This window comes from Streptomyces rimosus (genome assembly GCF_008704655.1).
Taxonomy (GTDB): Bacteria; Actinomycetota; Actinomycetes; order Streptomycetales; family Streptomycetaceae; genus Streptomyces; species Streptomyces rimosus.
Genome location: NZ_CP023688.1, coordinates 3966217 through 3981727, shown reverse-complemented (window position 1 = coordinate 3981727; position 15511 = coordinate 3966217). Strand labels below are relative to the sequence as shown.

Genomic DNA, 15511 nt, shown 5'->3' with positions numbered 1-15511 from the left:
GATGAGGGCGAAACTCAGCCGTCCATCCGAAGCTTCCGGGGGAAGCCGTGGCTGTGCCGACGCTGATCCTTCTGGGGCGGCGGGAGGCGTGTTGCGCGGGCTTGTGGACGTCTACGCCCGGTAAGCGGTCCGCCGTGCCCACCTGCTATGACCGCCCGGGCAGGAGGGCGAACCGCCGCGGTTCCCACCGTATTTCGCCCCCTGAGACGGGTCAGACGGTGAGGACGAGCTTGCCTTGGAGGTGACCGCCGTCGAGCACCCGGTGTGCGTCGGCGACGCGCTCGAACGGGAACGTTTCCTGTACGTGGACCCGGAGTCTGCCCTGTTCGACGAGTGCGACGAGGCCGCGCAGGGCGACCGGGTCGGGGTCGACCGCGATGCCGCTGAAGCGCATGCCGGCCGCCTCGTACTTGGCGATGAGCTTCGAGTCCTCGTCGGCGACCGCCGTCACCAGGTGACCACCCGGACGGAGCACTTCGAGCGAGCGCTCGGCGGTGTCGCCGCCGATCGTGTCGAGCACGACATCGACGTCCCGGATCTTCTCGGTGAAGTCGGCTGCCGTGTAATCGATCACCTCATCGGCGCCGCACCCCTCGACGAACTCCCGCTTGCTCCCGCCGGCTGTCGTGATCACGTGCGCGCCGAGCGCCTTCGCTATCTGGATCGCGACGTGGCCGACCCCGCCGCCACCGCCGTGGATCAGGACGCGGTCGCCCTCGCCGACACCGGCCAGGTCGACGAGGCCCTGCCACGCGGTGAGCCCGACGACCGGCAGCGCCGACGCCTCGACGTGCGAGAGCGACGCCGGCTTGCGCGTCAGGTGCAGCGCCGGTGCCGGGACGACCTCGGCGTACGCGCTCGCCGCCCGCGGGAACAGCGGCATCCCGAATACCTCGTCGCCGGGCCTGAAGCGCCACGTCACCGCCTCCTCGACCACGCCGCTGATGTCCCAGCCGAGGACGAACGGCGGCCGCCCGATCAGCGGGAACTCGCCGGCGCGCAGCCGCGCCTCCAGCGGGTTCAGACCGATCGCCTTCACGCGGACGAGAACTTCGGTCGGCAGGGGGCGGGGCTCGGGCGCGTTCACGAGGGAGAGCACCTCGGGGCCGCCGAGCGTCTGTTGGGTGATGACTCGCATGACTCTCCTGGCTTCGAAAGGGGGGAGAGATTCCAGGCTAGGTTTCCGACAGGAACCGGCAGGTTCCTGTCGGAACCAGCAGCTACCTTGGGCGCCATGAGCGGTTTCGGTCCCGGTGATCCCTTTCTCGCCGACTGTCCGGCGCGTCTGGCGGTCGAGCTGATCGCCGACAAGTGGACGGTGGTGGTGCTCTACGGCCTCAGCAGGGGTCCGGTGCGCCACGGCGAGCTGATCGGGCTGATCGGCGGTATCTCCCGCAAGATGCTCACCCAGACGCTCCGACGGCTGGAGGCGCACGGACTCGTCCGCCGCCACGCGTACGCCGAGGCGCCGCCCCGCGTCGAGTACGAACTCACCCCGCTCGGGGCGACGCTGATCGAACCGATCCACATGCTGACCGAGTGGGCGAGGGCGAACGGCGACGCGGTGCTGGACGCGCTCGACGCCGGCGCTGAGCCGGTCGCCCATGGCGACTGAGGTCCTGTGCGTTACCGGGTGAAGTGGCGGGGGTCCGGGGGTCCCGGGCGGTCTGTGCGCAGGCAGTCCGGACCGATGACGGTGACCGGGGCACCGGAACCGACCTCTGGCCAGGCGGCCCCCGCCTGCTGGCCCGGTGAATGTCACCCAAGGTCTGGCCGGGCGCAGTTGGTGCCCGTAGGGTGCCGGCCATGGCTTGTCGTATCTCCGAACTGATAATTCCCTGCCGGGATCCGCAAGGGCTGGCGGCGTTCTGGTGCGAGGTGCTGGACTTCGTCGTACTCGATCCCGATGACCACGGCGCGGTGGAGATCGGACCACGGGAAGGGTTCGGCGGACTGCAGCCGACTCTGGTCCTCGTCCCCACCACCGAGCCCAAGACGGGCCAATTGCGTCTGCATTTCGACGTCAACGCCACCGACCGCGACCAGGACGCCGAACTGGAGCGCCTCCTGAAGCTCGGGGCGCGCCCGGCCGATATCGGCCAGAGCGGCGATGAGCCTTGGCACGTACTCATCGACCCTGAAGGCAACGAATTCTGCCTTCTGCGCGCCCGGTTGAGCTGAGCGGCGTCCATTACGTCAGCGGTACGGGGTATCGGCCCCTAACGGCGCCGCTCCCACTCGGCCCGCGTGAGCTCGTACTCGACCTCGCCGTGCTCCGAGCCGGGAATCGCCTCCGGCCAATCGCCGGTGAAGTGCCGGAGGAATGACAGGCCGGACTTCTCCATCACCCGCCGGGACGCCCGATTGACCGCCATGGTGTTGGCGGTCACCCGCTCCACGGCGAGTTCGGTGAATCCCTTGTCGATGAGCGCCCGCGCGCCTTCGGTGGCATAGCCGCGGCCCCAGGCCGCTTTGTCGAGCCGGTAGCCGAGTTCGGCCACGGCGGGATTGTCGTCCTCCAGAGGCCGGAACTCGAACCAGCCCAGGAATACGCCGGTGTCCTTCTCCTGCGCCGCCCAGTATCCGCGCGTTCCGAAACACGGGTAATCGTGCAGGAGTCGCGGCAAGGTCCGCTCCACGATGACCTCGTGGCTCGTGGGCCGGCCGCCGTTGATGAAACGCATGACGTCCGGGTCGTTGTCGAGTGCGAAGAGGCGGTCGGCGTCGTCGGCGGTGAACGGCCGCAGCACCAGCCGGTCGGTCTCCAGGAAGGCACGCATGCCGCGATCCTGGCGGGTGCCGACCGCGGGGCGCCACCGGATTTGTCGTGGCCGGTGGAAGGCGACGATCGGCGGGCGGAATGGCAGGCGGAGGCCCGCCATTCGGATCAGTCTTCCGGGGCGGCCCGACGTGGCGGCAGGCCGATGGTGCGATGCGTATGGAAGCTGGGGACCGGACCAGGCAGGAGCAACCGTGGACGGTCCCGGCCGCCGAGGGGCCCGGAGCCTGGCGTCCACCGGCTCCGGCCGTGAAGCTGCCGGTCAGCCGGGCGTCATCGCCATCGGACTCGCCGCCGTACTGACGGCCGCGCTCGCGCGGGGTTCGTGGCAGTGGTTCGCCACCTATATCGGGGTCACGCTGCTGGCGGTGATCTTCTCCTTCTGCCGGCATGGCGGCCCGGCCTCTGGTCCGCGCCCGTACATAACCCGGCGGCGTACTCGCTGGTCGTCGGCCTGTGCGTGGCGATCGCACTGGCCCCCATGCTGCAACGTTGGGCGTGGCTGTTCCCGATGCCGGGCACACGCGCGAGGTGCCCTGCGCTGGGTACGTACGAGAGCATCCGCACGGAGGCGGCGCCGGCGAACCTGGCGGACCGCGATGGCGCCGCCCTGGCCCAGGCCCAGGACACCGACAGCCATGACGCCGTGGCCGACTGCCTGTCCGCCACCACGACCCTGTGGCTGCCGGTGTACGCGGCCGGAGTGGCCGTGCTGGTGGGGGGTGACCGGGTCCGGGCGGGGCCCGTTGAAGGGCGTTACAGGAGATCCGCGCCCGACGTGGGCCGGGCGCCCAATGCGACGCCGGTGCATGCGAGTACGGCAGTCGCCGCGGCATCGAGGAACAGGAGGAACGACCAGGACCTGTCCGCGGTGTCGATCCGACCGATGCGCAGCGGATCCTGCCCTGCCGCTTCGAGGGTCTTGACGGTCGCGGCGAGGCTCTGGGTCGGCTGGCCGCGTCGCACCGTGCGACGGAGCCGGGCCCGGTAGACGTGGGCGAGTCGGTCGGCGGGCGTCATGCCATCCCAGACGATGAAATCGCCCCCGCCGAGCAGAGCCGCGCGTGCTGCCCCGCATGCCGACGTCTGCTCGCCGAGCATCCCGGCCAGGTCTTCGCGTGTCACCGTCCGCCCCTCCGCCCTTCGCCTCTCCGGCCCGCTTCGCGAAACCAGCCGAGGGCGGCGCCACTGCCACCGCCTGTCCGATGCAAACTACCTGGCCGCGCAGGTCACAGCCCCCCGTACGCCCTCCCATGCGATCCTGACCCCGTGAAGCTGGAAGACCTGGTTCAGCTGCGGCGGGCGCGGGACCTGATGGATCGGGATTACGCGCAGCCGCTGGACGTGCCGGCGATGGCGCGGGCGGCGCATATGTCGCCGGGGCATTTCTCGCGGAGTTTTCGTGCCGCTTACGGGGAGACGCCGTACGGCTACCTGATGACGCGCCGGATCGAGCGGGCCAAGGCGCTGCTGCGGCGTGGGGACCTGTCGGTGACGGAGGTCTGCTTCGCGGTGGGGTGTACGTCGCTGGGGTCGTTCAGCTCGCGGTTCACCGAGCTGGTGGGGGAGAGCCCGAGCGCGTACCGGGCGCGCTCGCACGAGCCGGGTGCGGCCATCCCGGCCTGCGTCGCCAAGATCTACACGCGGCCGGTACGGAACGGGCCCCCGCCACCCACCGGCACCGGCACCGGAACCGGTGACGACGACGGCGCCGACAGCAACGGCTGAGTCCGGCCCCGCCCCAACCGGTCACGAATGGAGAAGCGCCGCGCACGGCCCCGCCGTAGCGTGTTGCGCATGGACATTCACCTTTCCACCTGCTTCATCGCCGTCGACGATCACGACAAGGCGCTGCCCTTCTACCGGGACGTGCTGGGCCTGGAGGTGCGCAACGACGTCAAGTTCGAGGGGATGCGCTGGGTGACGGTCGGCTCGCCGTCGCAGCCCGGTGTGGAGATCGTGCTGGAGCCGCCGCTCGCGGACCCGAACGCCTCGCCGGCCGACCGGCAGGCCATGGCGGAGCTGCTCGCCAAGGGCATGCTGCGCGGCGTGATCTTCTCGGCCGACGATGTGGACGCGGTCTTCGAGCGCATTCAGGCGTCGGGCGCCGAGGTGCTCCAGGAGCCGGTCGACCAGCCGTACGGGGTGCGGGACTGCGCCTTCCGCGACCCCGCCGGCAATATGCTGCGCTTCGCTCAGCGCAAGAAGTGAACCGGGCGCCGGCCGGTGACCGCACCGGCCGGCGGCGGTGCCGGTCCGTATCGGTACCGGACCGGCGCGCACCGGTCGTACGGCCGCAAGCTGCCACTCGGAAACAGGCGACGCCGACGGGGGAACCGCGGCGGCGGCGCCGCCTCACACAGGGAGAAACGTATGAGCACGGGCCCGAAGACGGATCAGGCGCCGGGTGCGCGGCACGCCGCCGACAGCCACGACGTGATCCGCGTGCACGGCGCGCGCGAGAACAACCTCAAGGACGTCAGCATCGAGATCCCCAAGCGCCGCCTGACGGTGTTCACCGGGGTCTCCGGCTCGGGCAAGAGCTCGCTGGTGTTCGACACGATCGCCGCCGAGTCGCAGCGGCTGATCAACGAGACGTACAGCGCGTTCGTGCAGGGCTTCATGCCGAACCAGGCCCGCCCCGAGGTGGACGTACTGGACGGGCTGACCACCGCGATCATCGTCGACCAGCAGCGGATGGGCTCCGACCCCCGCTCCACCGTCGGCACCGCCACCGACGCCAACGCGATGCTGCGCATCCTCTTCAGCCGCCTCGGCACGCCGCACATCGGCCCGCCCGGCGCGTACTCCTTCAACACCGCCTCGGTGTCGGCGAGCGGCGGGTTCCGGGTCGAGCGCGGGGAGAAGACGAAGACCGAGAAGGTGACCTTCAGCCGTACCGGCGGCATGTGCGTCCGCTGCGAGGGCCGTGGCAAGGTCTCCGACATCGATCTCACCCAGCTCTACGACGACTCCAAGTCGATCTCCGAGGGCGCGTTCACCATCCCCGGCTACACGGCGGGCGGCTGGAACGCCCGGCTCTACGCGGAGTCGGGCCTGTTCGACGCGGACAAGCCGATCCGCAAGTTCACCAAGAAGGAGCTGCACGCCCTCCTCCACCAGGAGCCGACCCGGATGAAGATCGCGGGCATCAACATGACCTACGAGGGTCTGATCCCGCGGGTGACGAAGTCGTTCCTGGCCAAGGACAAGGAGGCGATGCAGCCGCACATCCGGGCCTTCGTGGAGCGGGCCGTCACCTTCACCACCTGCCCCGAGTGCGACGGCACCCGGCTCAGCGAGGCCGCCCGGTCCTCGAAGATCAAGGGCATCTCCATCGCGGACGCGTGCGCGATGGAGATCCGCGACCTGGGCGAGTGGGTGCGCGGCATCGCCGAGCCCTCGGTGACGCCCCTGCTCACCGCGTTGCAGGGCACCCTCGACTCGTTCACCGAGATCGGCCTCGGCTACCTCTCCCTCGACCGCCCGGCGGGCACCCTCTCCGGCGGCGAGGCGCAGCGCGTCAAGATGATCCGCCACCTCGGCTCCTCGCTCACCGATGTCACCTACGTCTTCGACGAGCCGACCGTCGGCCTGCACCCGCACGACATCCAGCGCATGAACAACCTGCTGCTGCGGCTGCGCGACAAGGGCAACACGGTGCTCGTCGTGGAGCACAAGCCGGAGACGATCGCGATCGCCGACCATGTGGTGGACCTCGGGCCGGGCGCCGGCATGGCGGGCGGCACCGTCTGTTTCGAGGGCACCGTAGAGAAGCTGCGGGCGAGCGGCACCGTCACCGGCCGCCACCTCGACGACCGCGCCGCGCTCAAGGAGTCGGTGCGCGAGGCCACCGGCACGCTGGAGGTCCGCGGCGCCACGGCGAACAACCTGCGGGACGTGGACGTCGACATTCCGCTCGGGGTGCTCTGCGTGGTCACCGGTGTCGCGGGCTCCGGCAAGAGCTCGCTCCTGCACGGCTCGATCCCGGCGGACACGGGCGTGGTCGCGGTGGACCAGGCGCCGATCCGCGGCTCGCGGCGCAGCAACCCGGCGACGTACACCGGGCTGCTCGACCCGATCCGCAAGGCGTTCGCCAAGGCCAACGGCGTGAAGCCGGCGCTGTTCAGCGCCAACTCCGAGGGCGCCTGCCCGGCCTGCAACGGCGCCGGCGTGATCTACACCGACCTGGCGATGATGGCCGGTGTGGCGACGACCTGCGAGGACTGTGAGGGCAAGCGGTTCCTGGCGTCGGTGCTGGAGTACCGCCTCGGGGGCCGCGACATCAGCGAGGTGCTGGCGATGCCGGTGGCCGAGGCGGAGGAGTTCTTCGGCGCGGGCGAGGCGCGCCTCCCGGCGGCCCACAAGATCCTCCAGCGGCTCGCCGATGTCGGCCTCGGCTACCTCACCCTCGGCCAGCCGCTCACCACGCTGTCCGGCGGCGAGCGGCAGCGCCTCAAGCTGGCCACGCACATGGGCGACAAGGGCGGCGTCTACGTCCTGGACGAGCCGACCACCGGCCTCCACCTCGCCGATGTCGAGCAGCTGCTCGGTCTGCTGGACCGCCTCGTCGACTCCGGCAAGTCGGTCATCGTCATCGAGCACCACCAGGCCGTCATGGCCCACGCGGACTGGATCATCGACCTCGGCCCCGGCGCGGGCCACGACGGCGGCCGGATCGTCTTCGAGGGCACCCCCGCCGACCTGGTCGCCGCGCGCTCCACGCTCACCGGCGAGCACCTGGCGGACTACGTGGGCGCCTGACCGGGCGGCACGGGCGTACGCCCGGAGGTGCGCGTACGGGTGTACGTGTACGTCCGGGCGTACGCGGCGAACCCCAGCGACTCGTACAGCCGCTTGGGTATCGGATAGGCGGCGTCACCACGGGCCTGCACGACGGCGCGGTGCCCGCCGGCCCGGGCGAAGGCATGCAGGACCGCGGCGCACACGGCCCGCGCCAGCCCGAGCCGGCGGTGGTCCGGCCGGGTGCCGACCGGCTCGAACACGCCGGTACGGTTCACCTCGTCGTACCAGCCCTGGCAGTAGGCCACGATGCCGCCGCCGGGGGAGACGACGATGAGGTCGAACTCCGGACGGTACGGCCAGGTCGCACGCATCCGGGCGTGGCGCCCGGCGGTGATCCGGTCCGACCCGAAGGCGGCACGGTGGGCTGCCGCCCGGCCCGCCACGTCCGCGTCGTCCCGCTGGGCGCGGATCACGTAGCCGTCCGGCAGGCGGGGCCGGGGCGGGAGATCGCCGGTGAGCGGGCGGCCGAGGCAGGTCATGTACGGGCCGGTGGTGGGGTCTCCGCCCGGTCCGCCGGTCTCCCGTACGTACCCGCGCAGCTCCAGCGCCTCGATCACGGCCCGCTCGGTGTCGGCGACCTCCACGCTGAGCGGGCCGGACCCCGCCGTACGAGCCGTCTCCTCAGCCCAGTCCAGCACGTCACGCACCAACTCCGGCCGCTCCGGATCGATCTGGAGCATCAGCCCGTCGGGCAGCTCCAGCCAGCCCCACGCCACCGTCCGGCCGCCGTCGCTCCAGACCGCCGTCGGGCAGTGGTCGGCACGGTCGAGCGCCAGGCACCAGTTCCAGGCGAGGTCGCCGGCATGGCGGTAACCGGTCGCCGGGAAGGCGCGGACGGCCAGGCTCTGCATGGCGCGCAGCGCCAACGGACCGGCGTACTCGTCACGTTGCACGGAGCGCCATGCTGCCGCCCCGGCTCCCCGCCGGACAACGGGATATCCGCTGTCCGGCGGGCCCGTATCAGGGCGCTGCGCCATCCCGTCCGGTCCCTATGACCACCGTCGCGCACAGATCCTCATCGTCGGCCGGCCAGGCCCGCAGCCCACCGCGCCGGAAGGCGTCGAGCGTGTGCGGCGCCTGGCGTTCGCTGGTCTCGATCAGGAGGTGGCCGTCGGGGGCGAGCCACTGAGCGGCCTCGGCCGCCACCCGGCGCTGCACGTCGAGCCCGTCCGCGCCGCCGTCCAGCGCCACCAGCGGCTCGTGGTCGCGGGCTTCCGGCGGCAGCAGGCCGATGGCGTCGGTCGGTACGTACGGGGCGTTGACGACCAGGATGTCGACGCGTCCGCGCAGGTCGGGCGGCAGCGCGGCGTACAGGTCGCCCTCGTACACCCGGCCCGTGGAGGGCGGGATGTTGCGGCGGGCGCACCGTACGGCGGCGGGTTCGATGTCGGCGGCGTGGAGTTCGATCTGCGGAGTGGACGTGTCCGCGTGACTGCCGACGGCCGCCGCCAGCGCCGCGCCCACCGCGCCCGTACCGCAGCACAGGTCGACGACGACGGGCCGCGGCCGGGGTGCGGCGCGCAGCAGGGCGGCGGCCTGGCCGACGAGGAATTCGGTGCGGCGGCGGGGGACGAAGACGCCGGGATCCACGGCGATCCGCCGGCCGCAGAACTCCGCCCAGCCCAAAACCTGTTCGAGCGGGAAGCCGGCGACGCGCCGGTCCGTCATGGCGGCGAGGTCGGACGGCGTGCGGGCCGTGGTGAGGAGCAGTTCCGCCTCGTCCTCGGCGAAGACGCAGCCGGCCGCGCGGAGTCTGGCGACGAGGGCGGGCAGCGGGGCGGGTTCGGAGGGCGAGCAGGGCGAAGACAGGTGGTGTGACATGCGAGTTCGGGCCTTTCGGTATGCCGAAGGGCGCTCTCGCGGTCACCTGCCTCGGAGGGACCGTACAGCCGTGCGGTGAGAGCACCCGGCCTGGACAGCGGTAATGGGTCTCACCTCCTCGTTCACTGCTTGAGGCGGTCACCTTACCCGAAGCGGGGCGCGAGGACGCGGTACGCGGCTGCCGGGCGGTTCCGCTGGGGCGCGCGCAGGCACCCTTCGCGCCCCCGGGGCCGCAGGTGGTCTCGACGCGGCGGTGCCGGGGCTGGAGGGTGGAGGCGGGGTGCTGCGCGGGAGGCGGTGACCGGGGGGTCGTCGCGGGGCGGAGCCGGGAAGGTGGGCGGCGATGGCGGATGCCAGGAATCCGTACATGCGGGGACTGTTCGCGCCGGTGAAGGAGGAGACCACCGCGTACGAGATGGCCGTGACCGGCCGGATACCGGAGGAGCTGGACGGCCGGTACGTACGCAACGGGCCGAACCCGCTGGGCGTGGACGACCCGGCGGCGTACCACTGGTTCAGCGGCGACGGGATGCTGCACGGCGTCCGGCTGCGCGGCGGCCGGGCCGAGTGGTACCGCAACCGCTGGGTGCGCTCCGACGCGATGGCGATGCGCCTGGGGGAGAAGATCCTGCACGGCCCGCGCCACCTGGACATGGACTTCGCGCCCAACAGCCACGTCACCCGCTTCGCCGGGCGCCTCCTCGCGCTGGTCGAGGGCGGCTCGCTGCCGTACGAGGTGGACGCCGAGCTGGACACGGTGGGCCCCTTCGACTTCGCCGGCACCCTGCCGGGCGGTCTCGCCGCGCACACCACCATCGACCCGGACACCGAGGAACTGCACTGCGTGGCGTACTGCTGGGCCTGGCCGTATGTGCAGTACCTGGTCGTGGGGACGGACGGCCGCGTCCGGCGCCGCGTGGACGTCCCCGTCGACGGGCGGCCGATGATGCACGACTTCTCGCTCACCGAACGGCACGTGCTGCTGTACGACCTGCCGGTGGTCTTCAACCCGGGCGGCGTCGGCGTCGGCCCGTCCTTCCCGTACGTGTGGGAGCCGGGGCGCCCGGCCCGGCTGGGCGTGCTGCCGCGGGAGGGGCAGGCGGCGGACGTGCGGTGGCTGGAGATCGACCCGTGCTTCGTCTTCCACCCGATGAACGCGTACGAGACCGAGGACGGCAGCGGCCGGATCGTGGTCCACCTCGTGCGCTACGAGCGGCTGTTCGCGAAGGGGCGTACCGGCCCCGACGGGGCGCCGCCCGTGCTGGAACGCTGGACCGTGGACCTGCGGGCGGGCCGGGTCCACCGCGAGCGGCTGGACGAGCGGCCGGTGGAACTGCCGCGCGTGGACCCGCGGCGGCTCACGCTGCCCCACCGGTACGGCTACGCGGTGCTGGAGTCCGCCGACTCGGACCTGCGGGCCGCCCGGTTCCCGGGGATCGAGCGGATGGGCTGCGGGCTGGTGAAGTACGACCTGGAGCGCGGCACCAGCGAGGTGCGCCGCTTCACCTCGCAGGGCGGCGTCGGCGAGGCCGTGTTCGTGCCCGCCGGCCCGGACGCCGCCGAGGACGACGGCTGGCTGCTGGCGTACGTCCACGCCCCGGAGCGCGATGCGACGGACCTCGTCATCCTCGCGGCCCGGGACATCACGGGCGAGCCGGTCGCGCGGGTGCATCTGCCGGTGCGGGTGCCGGTCGGTTTCCACGGGAACTGGATACCGGACCGGGAGTGACCCCCCGTTCCCCCGCCCCCGCCTTTCCGATGCGCTTGCATTGGTACGCTGAGGGAAACCAGCGAAGGGGACGGCATGACCGGCAACGACGAACAGGTGCGGCGCGCGACCACAGCCCTGGAGACGTACACGCTCTCCGAGGAGGGCTGGCGGACAAGCCCGAGCGAGACCCTTCAGCGCGTCCTGGCCGACCTGATGCACTGGTGCGAAGCAACGCAGCGAGGCTTCGACCGGTCACTGGCCCTGGCCCGGGAGCGATACGGGGAGGAGCGCGCGCCGCAGCAGCCGTGAACCCCTCGCGCTACAGCCGTGCTGGAGCCGGCCCTCAGCTGGCGCGGGGGTGGCGCGCCTCGTACGTCGCCTCGATCTCTCCCATGTGTGCCCGGCCCCACACGCCGAGCGGTTCCAGCGCTGCGTTGAGCGAGGTGCCCAGCTCGGTCAGCGAGTACTCCACCTTCAGCGGGACCTGGTGGTAGACCTCGCGGTGCACGATGCGGTCGGTCTCCATCTCGCGCAGCTGCTGACTCAGCACCTTCTCGCTGATGTCCGGCAGCGCGCGCTTCAGCTCACCGAAGCGCTGCGGCCCTTGCGCGAGCTGCCACAGCAGCAGGACCTTCCACTTGCCGCCGATGACGTCCACGGCGGCGTCCAGGCCGCACTCGTACGGGCCTTTGCGTCGGCTCATGACCGTGTCCCCCTCGTTCGCCGCCGGACGCGACACATCGTAAGCCGACGGCAAACGCGGGGAGGGCGGGCCCGGCCCGCCCGCCGGACACGCGGCCTCAGCTCCCGTACGGCCGCGCCTCGCGCGCCTCCCGCAGCGCCTGCGCCCACCAGGCCAGCTGGTCGAGCAGCACGACGGCGGCCCGGTCCGCGTCCTGGGGGTCGCGCAGCTGCCCGCCCTCGTCGAAGAGGTTCCCGGCCATCGGGAAGCTGACCGTCTCGCGCACCGTGGTGGCATGCAACTCGGCGAACACCAGCCGCAGTTGCTCGACGGCGCGCAGTCCCCCGGACACCCCGCCGTACGACACGAACCCGACCGGCTTGGCCTGCCACTGCTGGTGCAGCAGGTCGATGGCGTGCTTGAGCGGGGCGGGGAAGGAGTGGTTGTACTCGGGCGTGATCACGACGAACGCGTCCGCCGCGCCGACGCGCTTGGCGTACGTCTCCATCTCCTCGCTGCCCGCCCGCAGTTCGTACGGCCGGACCTCGTCCAGATCGATGACGTCCACCACGACGTCGTCACGCCGCCCGGCATGCGCGGCGAACCAGTTCGCCACCACGGGCGCGAACCGGCCCTCCCGGGTGCTGCCGACGATGACGGCCAGGGTGAAGGGGCGCTCGGGCATGGCAGGTCCTCCTGAAGACGGCGGAACGGAGCCGGCGGTCGGCTCCAGGACCAGACGCTAAAACCTCAACCAAAGTTGATGTCAAGGTGTGGCCTTGGGGTCACGCCGCTCCGCCGCCTCCGCCCCCCGCCCTCACTCCGCCCCGAACAACCCCAGCAACTCCCCCTTCTGGAACATCCGCGCCGTGTCCACCGCCGACGGCGTCCCCGCGGCCGGGTCGGCGCCGTGGGCCACCAGGAGGCGTACGACCGCGTCCTCGCCCTTGAAGACGGCGCCGGCCAGGGGGGTCTGGCCGCGGTCGTTGGGGCGGTCGGGGTCGGCGCCGCGTTCCAGGAGGGCGGCCACGGTGTCGGCGTGGCCGTGGTAGGCGGCGAGCATCACCAGGGAGTCGCCCTTGTCGTTGGTGAGGGTGGCGGGGACCCCGGCGTCGACGTAGGCGGCGAGGGTGCTGGTGTCGCCGTGCCGGGCCAGGTCGAAGACCTTGGCCGCGAGCTGTAGTACCTCGGGGTCGTGGGCGTGCTCGGTCGTGTCGGGACCCTGCGGCTCCGTGTTCGCGTCACTCATGGTCGCCGTCCTCCTGCTCCGGTGGTGGGCGGTGTCCTGCAACTTCCGCCTGGGCCGTTACCTGTTTCCGCCACCTTATGCAGCACACCACCGCCGGGCCCCCGGCGCGCGGCGCCGGTCAGAAGATGTCCGGGCACCAGGGGCGGCGGGCGGTGTGCAGCAGGAGGTCGGAGGTGGCCAGGGCACCCGGGCGTTCTTCGGTGACGCGGCCCAGGGCGTGCAGGCGTACCGCGGACTCGTCGCCGAGGTAGAGCGCCGCGAAGTCGGCCACGTCGAGGGTGAGTTCGGCGGGCCGGTCCGTGCGGGTGCAGGTGGCGCCCTGCGGGGTGGCTTCCAGGAGGTAGCGGCCGTCGGCCAGGCCCGCCTTGTCCCGGATGTCCAGGACGAGGGAGCCTTCGGCGGGGTAGGTACGGGCCTCCAGCAGGTGGGGAACGTCCAGCGGCCGTATCCACAGGTAGTCGGCGTGCTGTTCGATCCGCGCCGCGCGCGGGTCGCCGAGGTGGTACGGCAGGAGGTCGTCGGGGCCGCGGTAGCCGGACTTGATGTGCATGACCCAGTCGATCGAGCACAGGAACCGCCACAGGGCCCGCTCGGCAGCCGGGGTGAGCGCGGTCAGGCGGTCGACGGTGACCGTGTTCTGCGGCAGCTTGTGCTCCCACGTGTCGTCCGCCCGGTACGAGACCAGGCCCTCGACCTCGCCGGACGCGTTGCGGTAGAGGGCGTGGAAGCGGTCCTTGGCGGGGTTGTGCGGGCGCGGGTTCGCGCCGGTGAGCTCGCGCCACCAGTCGTGGGAGAGGTCGATCGCGCCGGGCTGCCGGGCCCGGAACCGGTCGTGGAGAGCGGGTCCCGCCTCAAGGATCCCGGCTGCGTCGGCGAAGTCGATCCGGCCGCCGCAGTTCGGGCCCGCGTGGCGCGGGTCCAGCCCGGCGCGCGCGACGTCGATGTGCCACTCGGTGGTCCAGGTGGCCGGGCCGAAGCCGTACCGCCCGTAGATCGGGAACTCCGCTGCGATCAGTGTGGCGAGGGCTTCCCCCCGCTCCTTGGCGGCCCGCAGGTCGTTCGCCATCATCCGGCTGAGCAGGCCGCGGCGGCGGTGGGTGGGGGAGACCGTCACGTTCGAGACGGCGTCGGCGGGCACCGGAGCCCCGCCGACGACGGTCAGTTCTTGCGCGAAACTGCGGAACGTGGCGACACAGCGGCCGTTGTCGTACGCGCCCTGCGAACGGGCCGGGTCGTAGCGGGCGCGGCGGTACTCGATCCGCTCCTCGGAGATCTCGGGCGCCCGCAGGAAGCCCACCTCCATGGCCCGCATCCATTCGGGCAGGTCGTCGTCGCCGACCGTACGCACCTCGATGTCCATGCGCGTACGGTAGCCACGGCCCTGTACCGCCGTCGCGGCAATTTCGTGCGGCGGGTGCCCGCGGGCACCCGGTGCCTCAGAACGCCGCGCGGATCTCCCCGACGCGCTCGGCCCCGCCCAGTAGCGGCGCCTCCCCGATGCGCGCCAGTACCGGCGACTCGACGCCCATCTCCCCGAGGACGCGGGCGAGTATCGGCCCGAGGGTACGGGTCGCCCCGTCGTCGACCTTGAACGCCAGCGCGCGCCCGTCCGGCAGCGCCACCGCCTGTACGGCCTCCGCGCCCATCTTGGACAGCACGCCGGGCACCGCCTGCATCAGCCAGGTGTCGGGGCGGCGGGTGCCGGCCACGTACTCCGGGTGGGCGCGCATCGCGTCGGCCACCCGGCGCTCCGGCGTGCCCTCGCCGGCCAGCACGAAGTGCCGGAAGGAGCGGGCCAGGCCGGTCAGCGAGATCGCCATCAGCGGGGCGCCGCAGCCGTCCGTACCGATGTGCTCGACGGGCTCGCCGCTCGCCGAGCGCACCGCGTCCAGCACCAGCTGCTGGAGCGGGTGCTCCAGGTGGAGGTACGACTCCAGCGGCCAGCCGTTGGCGGCGCAGGCCGCCAGCATCGCGGCGTGCTTGCCGGAGCAGTTCATCGTCAGCGACTCGCGCACCCGCCCGGACGCCAGGTAGGTCTCCGCCTCCGCGGGGTCCAGCGGCAGGTCCGGCGGGGTGCGCAGCTGGTCCGTGGACAGGCCGTGCTCGCTGAGCATCTTCTGCACCAGGTCGAGGTGGAAGCCCTCGCCCGAATGGCTCGCGGCGGCCAGCGCCAGCCGCTCGCCGGACAGGTCCAGGCCCGCCCGCAGGATGGCCGCCGCCTGCATCGGCTTGTTGGCGGAACGGGGGAAGACCGGGGAGGTGACATCACCGAGGGCGGTCTGCACGCTGCCGTCCGCCGCCAGGACCACGAGCGATCCGCGGTGCCTGCCCTCGACGAAGCCCGAACGCACGACCTCGGCGAGGACGGGGGATATACCGGACGGGGCGGACCCTTCGGTAACGGGGGCAGTACTCATCGGCGGCGGCCTTCCGGGAGGTGGCCCGCGCTCCTCCCGGAACCTG

General features: G+C 72.0%; 17 protein-coding genes. 7 read left to right on the top strand and 10 right to left on the bottom strand.

Annotated features, from left to right (window positions below; all coding sequences use genetic code 11):
- Positions 1–211: 211 nt before the first annotated feature.
- Positions 212–1138 (bottom strand): NADP-dependent oxidoreductase, encoded by a 927-nt coding sequence (locus tag CP984_RS16655; protein ID WP_003983057.1) that lies wholly within the window; start codon positions 1136–1138, stop codon positions 212–214.
- 96 nt (positions 1139–1234) lie between these two features.
- On the opposite strand from CP984_RS16655, the gene CP984_RS16650 reads away from it, so the two are divergent.
- Positions 1235–1615 (top strand): winged helix-turn-helix transcriptional regulator, encoded by a 381-nt coding sequence (locus CP984_RS16650; protein WP_003983056.1) that lies wholly within the window; start codon positions 1235–1237, stop codon positions 1613–1615.
- A 191-nt stretch (positions 1616–1806) separates the two neighbouring features.
- A complete protein-coding gene (locus tag CP984_RS16645; protein WP_003983055.1) occupies positions 1807–2181 on the top strand; it encodes a VOC family protein in 375 nt (124 codons plus the stop codon).
- A gap of 38 nt (positions 2182–2219) precedes the next feature.
- Here the strand turns inward: CP984_RS16645 and CP984_RS16640 are convergent, their stop codons facing one another.
- Positions 2220–2780: a GNAT family N-acetyltransferase gene (locus tag CP984_RS16640; protein WP_030180081.1), complete on the bottom strand. Its 561-nt coding sequence runs from the start codon at positions 2778–2780 to the stop codon at positions 2220–2222.
- 755 nt (positions 2781–3535) lie between these two features.
- Entirely contained in the window at positions 3536–3904 is a 369-nt protein-coding gene (locus CP984_RS16630) for a hypothetical protein (protein ID WP_003983052.1), read from the bottom strand.
- Positions 3905–4048: 144 nt separating this feature from the next.
- Here CP984_RS16630 and CP984_RS16625 point away from each other — a divergent pair, with 144 nt between their 5' ends.
- The 3 genes from CP984_RS16625 (at position 4049) to CP984_RS16615 (ending at position 7543) form a co-directional block, all read left to right on the top strand.
- Positions 4049–4507 carry a helix-turn-helix domain-containing protein gene (locus CP984_RS16625; RefSeq protein WP_003983051.1) on the top strand — a complete coding sequence of 153 codons (459 nt, stop codon included), beginning with the start codon at positions 4049–4051 and terminating at the stop codon, positions 4505–4507.
- 69 nt (positions 4508–4576) lie between these two features.
- A complete protein-coding gene (locus tag CP984_RS16620; protein ID WP_003983050.1) occupies positions 4577–4990 on the top strand; it encodes a VOC family protein in 414 nt (137 codons plus the stop codon).
- Positions 4991–5152: 162 nt separating this feature from the next.
- Positions 5153–7543 carry an ATP-binding cassette domain-containing protein gene (locus tag CP984_RS16615; RefSeq protein WP_003983049.1) on the top strand — a complete coding sequence of 797 codons (2391 nt, stop codon included), beginning with the start codon at positions 5153–5155 and terminating at the stop codon, positions 7541–7543.
- On the opposite strand, the gene CP984_RS16610 is transcribed toward CP984_RS16615, so the two are convergent.
- Together CP984_RS16610 and CP984_RS16605 are read right to left on the bottom strand one after the other, a co-directional pair.
- Entirely contained in the window at positions 7528–8478 is a 951-nt protein-coding gene (locus CP984_RS16610; RefSeq protein WP_003983048.1) for a GNAT family N-acetyltransferase, read from the bottom strand. The two genes, CP984_RS16615 and CP984_RS16610, sit on opposite strands and share 16 nt — an antisense overlap.
- A 67-nt stretch (positions 8479–8545) precedes the next feature.
- Positions 8546–9406 carry a putative protein N(5)-glutamine methyltransferase gene (locus tag CP984_RS16605; RefSeq protein WP_003983047.1) on the bottom strand — a complete coding sequence of 287 codons (861 nt, stop codon included), beginning with the start codon at positions 9404–9406 and terminating at the stop codon, positions 8546–8548.
- Between the two features lie 343 nt (positions 9407–9749).
- Here CP984_RS16605 and CP984_RS16600 point away from each other — a divergent pair, with 343 nt between their 5' ends.
- Together CP984_RS16600 and CP984_RS16595 are read left to right on the top strand one after the other, a co-directional pair.
- Positions 9750–11135, top strand: coding sequence for a carotenoid oxygenase family protein (locus tag CP984_RS16600; protein WP_030417428.1), 1386 nt, complete (start codon positions 9750–9752; stop codon positions 11133–11135).
- Between the two features lie 75 nt (positions 11136–11210).
- A complete protein-coding gene (locus CP984_RS16595; RefSeq protein WP_003983045.1) occupies positions 11211–11426 on the top strand; it encodes a hypothetical protein in 216 nt (71 codons plus the stop codon).
- A 34-nt stretch (positions 11427–11460) separates the two neighbouring features.
- Here CP984_RS16595 and CP984_RS16590 read toward each other — a convergent pair whose 3' ends face one another.
- The 5 genes from CP984_RS16590 to CP984_RS16570 form a co-directional block, all read right to left on the bottom strand.
- Positions 11461–11820 carry a winged helix-turn-helix transcriptional regulator gene (locus CP984_RS16590; RefSeq protein WP_003983044.1) on the bottom strand — a complete coding sequence of 120 codons (360 nt, stop codon included), beginning with the start codon at positions 11818–11820 and terminating at the stop codon, positions 11461–11463.
- Between the two features lie 97 nt (positions 11821–11917).
- Positions 11918–12484, bottom strand: coding sequence for an NADPH-dependent FMN reductase (locus tag CP984_RS16585; RefSeq protein ID WP_003983043.1), 567 nt, complete (start codon positions 12482–12484; stop codon positions 11918–11920).
- A 132-nt stretch (positions 12485–12616) separates the two neighbouring features.
- Positions 12617–13048 carry an ankyrin repeat domain-containing protein gene (locus CP984_RS16580; protein WP_003983042.1) on the bottom strand — a complete coding sequence of 144 codons (432 nt, stop codon included), beginning with the start codon at positions 13046–13048 and terminating at the stop codon, positions 12617–12619.
- Positions 13049–13166: 118 nt separating this feature from the next.
- Positions 13167–14408, bottom strand: a complete 1242-nt coding sequence (locus CP984_RS16575; protein ID WP_003983041.1) for a GNAT family N-acetyltransferase — start codon at positions 14406–14408, stop codon at positions 13167–13169.
- A 76-nt stretch (positions 14409–14484) separates the two neighbouring features.
- Positions 14485–15465 carry an asparaginase gene (locus tag CP984_RS16570; protein ID WP_030180074.1) on the bottom strand — a complete coding sequence of 327 codons (981 nt, stop codon included), beginning with the start codon at positions 15463–15465 and terminating at the stop codon, positions 14485–14487.
- Positions 15466–15511: the final 46 nt, after the last annotated feature.

Bases quoted from the DNA above. Each gene is read 5' to 3' on its own strand.
- CP984_RS16575 (WP_003983041.1), bottom strand. From the start codon at position 14,408: ATGGACATCGAGGTGCGTACGGTCGGCGACGACGACCTGCCCGAATGG.
- CP984_RS16645 (WP_003983055.1), top strand. From the start codon at position 1,807: ATGGCTTGTCGTATCTCCGAACTGATAATTCCCTGCCGGGATCCGCAA.
- CP984_RS16640 (WP_030180081.1), bottom strand. From the start codon at position 2,780: ATGCGTGCCTTCCTGGAGACCGACCGGCTGGTGCTGCGGCCGTTCACC.
- CP984_RS16615 (WP_003983049.1), top strand. From the start codon at position 5,153: ATGAGCACGGGCCCGAAGACGGATCAGGCGCCGGGTGCGCGGCACGCC.
- CP984_RS16580 (WP_003983042.1), bottom strand. From the start codon at position 13,048: ATGAGTGACGCGAACACGGAGCCGCAGGGTCCCGACACGACCGAGCAC.
- CP984_RS16600 (WP_030417428.1), top strand. From the start codon at position 9,750: ATGGCGGATGCCAGGAATCCGTACATGCGGGGACTGTTCGCGCCGGTG.
- CP984_RS16570 (WP_030180074.1), bottom strand. From the start codon at position 15,465: ATGAGTACTGCCCCCGTTACCGAAGGGTCCGCCCCGTCCGGTATATCC.
- CP984_RS16585 (WP_003983043.1), bottom strand. From the start codon at position 12,484: ATGCCCGAGCGCCCCTTCACCCTGGCCGTCATCGTCGGCAGCACCCGG.
- CP984_RS16590 (WP_003983044.1), bottom strand. From the start codon at position 11,820: ATGAGCCGACGCAAAGGCCCGTACGAGTGCGGCCTGGACGCCGCCGTG.
- CP984_RS16595 (WP_003983045.1), top strand. From the start codon at position 11,211: ATGACCGGCAACGACGAACAGGTGCGGCGCGCGACCACAGCCCTGGAG.
- CP984_RS16620 (WP_003983050.1), top strand. From the start codon at position 4,577: ATGGACATTCACCTTTCCACCTGCTTCATCGCCGTCGACGATCACGAC.
- CP984_RS16655 (WP_003983057.1), bottom strand. From the start codon at position 1,138: ATGCGAGTCATCACCCAACAGACGCTCGGCGGCCCCGAGGTGCTCTCC.
- CP984_RS16650 (WP_003983056.1), top strand. From the start codon at position 1,235: ATGAGCGGTTTCGGTCCCGGTGATCCCTTTCTCGCCGACTGTCCGGCG.
- CP984_RS16605 (WP_003983047.1), bottom strand. From the start codon at position 9,406: ATGTCACACCACCTGTCTTCGCCCTGCTCGCCCTCCGAACCCGCCCCG.